The organism is Paramagnetospirillum marisnigri, from assembly GCF_001650715.1.
In the GTDB taxonomy this organism is placed as follows: domain Bacteria; phylum Pseudomonadota; class Alphaproteobacteria; order Rhodospirillales; family Magnetospirillaceae; genus Phaeospirillum; species Phaeospirillum marisnigri.
The window spans coordinates 1-5680 of record NZ_LWQT01000092.1 but is presented as its reverse complement, the minus strand read 5'-3'; the positions used below and the strand labels follow the sequence as shown (position 1 = coordinate 5680).

Annotated in this window: 7 protein-coding genes; 3 read left to right on the top strand and 4 right to left on the bottom strand. The window is 58.5% G+C overall.

Annotated features, from left to right (window positions below):
* A partial coding sequence (locus tag A6A04_RS22965; protein WP_216636127.1) for a hypothetical protein occupies window positions 1–294 on the top strand: 294 nt, incomplete at its 5' end.
* Here the strand turns inward: A6A04_RS22965 and A6A04_RS22500 are convergent.
* The 4 genes from A6A04_RS22500 to A6A04_RS17290 are packed head-to-tail and all read right to left on the bottom strand — an operon-like array spanning window position 272 to window position 4684.
* Window positions 272–1546, bottom strand: a complete 1275-nt coding sequence (locus A6A04_RS22500; RefSeq protein WP_156612667.1) for a hypothetical protein — start codon at window positions 1544–1546, stop codon at window positions 272–274. The genes A6A04_RS22965 and A6A04_RS22500 overlap by 23 nt on opposite strands.
* Before the next feature lie 20 nt (window positions 1547–1566).
* On the bottom strand, window positions 1567–3492 hold the full coding sequence (locus A6A04_RS17300) for a FliG C-terminal domain-containing protein (RefSeq protein ID WP_082915020.1): 1926 nt from the start codon (window positions 3490–3492) through the stop codon (window positions 1567–1569).
* Window positions 3489–3914, bottom strand: a complete 426-nt coding sequence (locus A6A04_RS17295) for a hypothetical protein (RefSeq protein WP_068495149.1) — start codon at window positions 3912–3914, stop codon at window positions 3489–3491. The genes A6A04_RS17300 and A6A04_RS17295 overlap by 4 nt, the downstream gene beginning before the upstream one ends.
* On the bottom strand, window positions 3911–4684 hold the full coding sequence (locus A6A04_RS17290) for a DUF805 domain-containing protein (RefSeq protein WP_068495147.1): 774 nt from the start codon (window positions 4682–4684) through the stop codon (window positions 3911–3913). Before A6A04_RS17290 ends, A6A04_RS17295 begins: the two co-directional genes overlap by 4 nt.
* Before the next feature lie 228 nt (window positions 4685–4912).
* Between A6A04_RS17290 and A6A04_RS17285 the strand changes: the two genes are divergently transcribed.
* Window positions 4913–5389 carry a DUF4158 domain-containing protein gene (locus A6A04_RS17285; RefSeq protein WP_068495144.1) on the top strand — a complete coding sequence of 159 codons (477 nt, stop codon included), beginning with the start codon at window positions 4913–4915 and terminating at the stop codon, window positions 5387–5389.
* The gene (locus A6A04_RS17280; protein WP_068495142.1) at window positions 5386–5670 is read left to right on the top strand and encodes a hypothetical protein; all 285 of its coding nucleotides are present in this window, start codon (window positions 5386–5388) and stop codon (window positions 5668–5670) included. Before A6A04_RS17285 ends, A6A04_RS17280 begins: the two co-directional genes overlap by 4 nt.
* The last annotated feature ends 10 nt before the right edge of the window (window positions 5671–5680 follow it).

Below are 5680 nucleotides of genomic sequence, written 5' to 3'. Positions count from 1 at the left end.
AAACAGACCCGGAAACGCCGATCAACCGCAATTCACGCCCGGAACAACTCTCAAACCGTCAGAATGAAGAGGTTTCCGGAGGTGCCCAAGTGCTCCGTCCTGGGGCGAACGATCGGCTTTCATCCATTCAAGGCCTTCCACCATCAAGACATAGGTCAACAGCCCATGCTTGATGGAATTGCTTTCCAAGGCAGCGGCATCCGGCTGAGCACCTGCGAGAATTCTCATGCCTTTGTCATAGGCAAGTTGCCCAAATCCTTGGCTACCCACGCTATTGCCCGCCACGGATTTTAGTGAATACTTCAATAGCAAAAAAGTACACCAGCGCCAATGAAGGAAGCGCAGCAGCAATGTACCAATACTCAACTCTATGACGCCAGGTATTCGATATTGCGCGCCCGCCAAGGAAGCGGTGAATTTCATTTTGTATAATTAAAGATGATTCTGCCTTTATGTGGGGCTTAAGGTAGTAGCTCTTCGATAGAGTTATCGTAAAAATGACCAAGCCCAATGTGATCACGGCAAGTGCAGTGGATGCCTCAGCTTCATATCCAACCATTCGCAACAAAAACAATAGCGGCTGAGTGGCAACAACTCCCGCGAACCCACCTCCAATTATCCCAGCGACCAGAAACATTGCGACACCAACTGCAATTCCGCTATCGTATTTGATCTTATTTGTAAATTCTTTGAGGCGACCTATTTGATCGGCAGATGATTTTGTTGTATATTTATTGCTCATGACCATTAGTACATTTTGGCGGACGCTTGAAAGCCTGCCAAGCTCCCATGCCATCGCCTCAGATATATCACTGACGTCGATAACGGTCATTTTTGCAGATGAAATCAGGCGTTCAACCGCCTCCCTCCAGGTTTCGTTGGCTTCTGATACATAGATCGGCATCGATATAAAGGGATGGAGAAAACTCATTCCGATAAACCCAAGCAGAAGTGGGTCCCTGGATACCGCGCGGCATTTGGGGTCGGAGAGCATGACAATCGGCACGTCATCATGTGTGGCCTTTTGCAAGACACGGAGAATGGATCGATCTGCCCGCCCCGCAAAACGCCTGAGGAACAGAATGTACGCGCCACCTTTAAGCGTGGCACGCCGGGCGCGAAAGGACATAAGCGCAATGAATGCAAATATGATAATAGAAAACACATTTAAATATAAAATACTATCCACAGAAAATTCATCAAATCCGTTTGTTGCAGCAAGAGATATATAGAATGTATTTATGGAAATCGCACTGATACAGAGCCATGTTGCGATGATGAGGAGAAAAGAAATTCCTTTGACTGGATTGCGTGCGACCGCAGCGGGAAAAAATGACAACAAAAACCTTGAAAGGGAAAACGACGACAAAGGCGTAATGCAGAGAATATCGATCCAAGCGGTAACACCCCAGCCAGGATGTATCGCAAAACGGTAAGCAACTACAGGATAAATAACCGCCGCCAGAATAGTCCCAATAAAAAGATAAATTATTTGTATAATTGCAACGCCTGAAATAAAATTTAATACAGATGAGGCGATCATCATAATCATTCTCCTCAAAGATATTATTCTGGCAAAATACCTGCAATCGCCCTCACCGTATCTTCGAACCGTGCGGGCCCCACCGCCTCCATCGTGAACGCCACATCCGCCTTGGCCGCGTCAGTCAAGTTGATGAACAGCCGCTGCCGTGCGGCCTCGGGTGTACCCTTCAACGCGCAGATCAGGTTAAGCCGGTAGGTCGCCGCGATTAACCGGCGGATGTCGACACCAGTTAGCCCCACCAAGAAGGCTTCGAATGCGGCTACGGTGATGTCGGTGTTTGTATTCTCGGCCTCGACCGAACGCGGCGTCATTGATTGGTTGTTCGGCGCGGCACCCCAGCCGGGGCAAAGTTCCTCCATCAACTCGCAGGCGGGCCAGTGGATCAGGTCGATGGCCTGTTCCAGCAATTCGGCGATCTCCGCCTTGTGGCCGTCTGACGCGTACAGGCGAGCCAGACCGACCATGGTCTCGGGATCGTTGGTGGCAACGGCCAGCATATAATGCACCTCGGCACGGCCTGGATTAGCGGGAACGCCGATACCGTGGCGGTAGATGTTGCCGATCAGGCGGCAAGCGGAGGCATGCCAATCGTTGGCCGCGCGATCCAGATAGGCCAAGGCCGCCATACCGTCGCCCTTTTCCATCAACAACCGCCCGGCCCCGACCATGGCCTCTTCGTCGCCCTGATTGGCAGCTCGATGGTAGAGAGCGAGGGCGCTGCCGTGGTCGATGTCTGCTCCTTCGCCATTTTCCAGCCGCTGCGCCAGCAGGCGGCAAGCCTCGGCGTTACCGGTCTCGGCCGCCTGACGCAGCCAGGCGGTGGCTTGGGCGGGGTCGTGAGGCAGGCCGCGCCCGTAGATGTGGCGCATGGCCAGTTCGATCATTGCCTCGGCATTGCCTTTCAACGCCCGCTTGGTGATGGCGGTGACCACGACAGGGGCGTTCTGGGTCAGCATGTCCCAGGCATCCTCGGTATCCTGGGGTGGGGTGGCGAAGCCCTGCTCCAGAATATCCTTTGCCCTTTGCACGCCCAGTTCAGCCGCGCGGGCATACCAGCGTTCGGCCTCGGCGAAGTCCTGCCGGGCGCCGTGGCCCAGATGGTACATCATGCCCAGGCTCAATTCGGCATCGCCAAAGCGGCTTTGGCCGCGTTCGGCGGAGACGCGCAGCCAGTGGATGACTTGGTTCAGGTCATGGGGAACGCCGTCTCCGTCCTCGTGCCGCCGGGCAAGTTTCAATGCATCTAAGGTGTCGCCCCCTTCGGCGGCCAGCTTCAGGTAATGCAGCGCTTGGTCAGGACCGCGGGGGAACAGGGTGCCGTGCTCATAGGCATAGGCCATCTTGCTCCATCCACCCGGCCAGCCACCGTGCCCGGCGATGTCGAACAAAGCGACGGCGCGATCCAAATCCTGCTCGATGCCGGAAAACTCATCGCCGCCGAACAAGATCTCCCCCAGATAGCGGCATCCGGCGGGATGGTCCTGCGCCGCCGATGCCTCCAGCCAGCGGTACCCCGTGGCCTCGTCGGTATAGGGGAAGCCCCAGAACAGGTTGAAGCCAAGCTGGTACTGGGCCTCGGCATCACCGGCCTCGGCGGCGGCCACGATCTCGGGGGAAAGGGCGTGGTTGACCAGCCACGGCTCGGGCAGCGGCACCGGATCAGGAAGACGGGTAGCTGTCCCTAGGGTCGGATGCTCCACCACTGCGCCGGTTGCAGCCAAGTCGTAATCGTACACCCGTGACGCCGCCCGGCGTGGGGTGAAGACCAGGCGCAACGATACGCCATTGGGGGCGATCGTGCCGATCTCCTTCACCTCGCCCGGATCGACGCAGCAGGTTCCCTTTTCGGAAACGTAGTCACCGTAGAGCGCGGCCTGAATGTCTTCATCCGTGGTGTTCCACAGCCACAAAGTCGCGTCACGGCGCAGAATAGTGGGGGCTGTCATGGCGCCCCCAGGCGGCGAAGGATGAATGGCCCCAGCACCATGCCGCCAAGCCCCAGCCCGACCAGCACGAACACCACCGGCCACGGGTCGGCACTGACGGGGAACAGGGCACCACGGAAGCCATTGCCGATGGCGGCCAGGGCGCAGGGAATCGCCCACCACTGCACCTCGACCCAGAACACGGTGTGGCGGGTGCGCAGGATGACGGTTTCACCCGTCTTGGCGTCGATCATCGGATAGCCCTTGGCGGGGTCGTTCATGCGCCGTCCGATGATCCAGGTGGCAACGGCGGCGAGGGTGTAGCCAACGGCCACGGCGTGGGTATCTGATAGCCCCAGCGCGGTGCCGCTGACCAGACCGAGGGCAACCGTCACGGCAACGAGGAGGGGCAGGACATAGCCGTTGCCGGACCAGACGATCATGCTGCCGTCTCCCACAGGCTGTCGGGAAACATCAGCCGCAGCTCGGGCATCGTATCGGCACTGTCCAGTGCCGCCATCATGCGGGCGAGGTCTTCGTCGGGGACGAGGCAGAGATAGGGTCGGATGTCATGAACCAAACCCGGCATGGGGATGTCGCCGAAGCGATCCAGCGGACGCCCCTCATAGGCCAATCCCAGGGCGGTCAGCCACAGAAGCTCGATGTCGCGATGCTGGATGCCGTCGGGGAGGGTCTTGCTTTCCAGCCCGTGCAGGACAATGCAAATGGATTGGTCGCGCGGACTGGCGAAGGACGGTGCTTGCCCGGCGTCGAACCGGGTCTTGGTTTCCTCCGGGGAAAGGGCGGGATGGCCGGGCGGTGGGCCATGACGGTTGTTCCCCGCGACACCGGGCAGAAACCCCAGCTCGATCACCAGCCAGAAATTGGCCAGCGGGATGATGTTGAGGATAATCCACCACCAGGGTCGGTCTCGGTCATGCAATCGCTTGATCTGCACCGGCAGCAGGGTCAGCAGGACCACGGCCAGGATAAGGATGGGCACCGCCGCCATTACAGTCTCAGGTATCGGCAACAATGCCAGCGCCACCGAGACGAGGAACAACACTGCGATCCAGAACGCCGCACTGCCCCAATAGCTGGCACGCCCGATGCGTCCGTCGAACGACAGGAACAGGAAGCGCAGATAGGCTGCGCTGAGGAAGGGATGGTCATGGATGGCATGCGCCAGGGCAGTGCGATTGCTGTCCGACATCCATGCTCCCCCTTCATGGTAGAGGCTGAAGGTAGCATGATTGTTGGCAGCGCTCTACCAAGAGACCACGTCTGTCGGTTATTTGGCTTGACCGTAACGTAAGCCCCTCCATCCACACGGACTCGCCCCGGAGCCGCAAGACGCGCATGCTGAAATCATTCGGCATCAAGGGGGAAGGGATCAATGGCGAGACAGCGAATCCTCAGCGACAAACAATGGGACCAGTTGATGGCTGTCGAATACGACGAGCGGGCCATCCTTCGCCATTACACGCTGTCGCGTGATGATATTGATCTGATCGCGGCCAAGCGCGGTGACCACAACCGCCTCGGCTATGCCGTTCTGCTCTGCCGCATTCGACAGGCGGGCCGCCCACCCGCTGCCGGTGAAATGGTTCCGCCCGAGGTGGTCGCGTTTGTGGCCATGCAGTTGGACATCGACCCCGGTGTCCATACCCGGTACGCCCGCCGCGATGAAACACGCCGCGAGCACGTCGGAGACATTATCCGTCGGCTCAACCTGGTCTCATTTGACCGCAAGGTGACCAAGGCCCTGATTACCTGGCTGGTCGGCATCGCCACCAATGAACGCTCGCCGGTTCGACTGGCCGAATTGCTGATCCGGGAATGCCGATCTCGCGGCATCCTGCTGCCCCTGCCGGTTATGCTGGACCTCATCGTCCGGCCAGAGCCACGGAGATCATGATCCAGGCTCTGATCGGTGGCCTTGATCATGATCGGCAGGTGGCCCTGGATCAACTGCTGGAACCAATGGAAGAGAAGTCCCTCAGCAGGCTGGCGTGGCTGAAAATTACCGGTGCGGCGCCATCGACACGCAACATGGCCGAGATGATGGAACGGCTGAACTGTGTTCGCCAGATCGGCATCAGTCGCGACGTCGCCAAGCTGGTTCCTGCCGGTGTCAACGGCGACCTAATTTTCCCCATTTCGGGCGGACGGAAATTCCCCAGGTGGAGGGATCGGTGATCAGCCGGAT

What these genes read in the sequence shown, in the direction of transcription:
- A6A04_RS17285 (WP_068495144.1), top strand. Translation starts at nt 4,913, where the DNA reads ATGGCTGTCGAATACGACGAGCGGGCCATCCTTCGCCATTACACGCTG.
- A6A04_RS17300 (WP_082915020.1), bottom strand. Translation starts at nt 3,492, where the DNA reads ATGACAGCCCCCACTATTCTGCGCCGTGACGCGACTTTGTGGCTGTGG.
- A6A04_RS22500 (WP_156612667.1), bottom strand. Translation starts at nt 1,546, where the DNA reads ATGATGATCGCCTCATCTGTATTAAATTTTATTTCAGGCGTTGCAATT.
- A6A04_RS17280 (WP_068495142.1), top strand. Translation starts at nt 5,386, where the DNA reads ATGATCCAGGCTCTGATCGGTGGCCTTGATCATGATCGGCAGGTGGCC.
- A6A04_RS17290 (WP_068495147.1), bottom strand. Translation starts at nt 4,684, where the DNA reads ATGTCGGACAGCAATCGCACTGCCCTGGCGCATGCCATCCATGACCAT.
- A6A04_RS17295 (WP_068495149.1), bottom strand. Translation starts at nt 3,914, where the DNA reads ATGATCGTCTGGTCCGGCAACGGCTATGTCCTGCCCCTCCTCGTTGCC.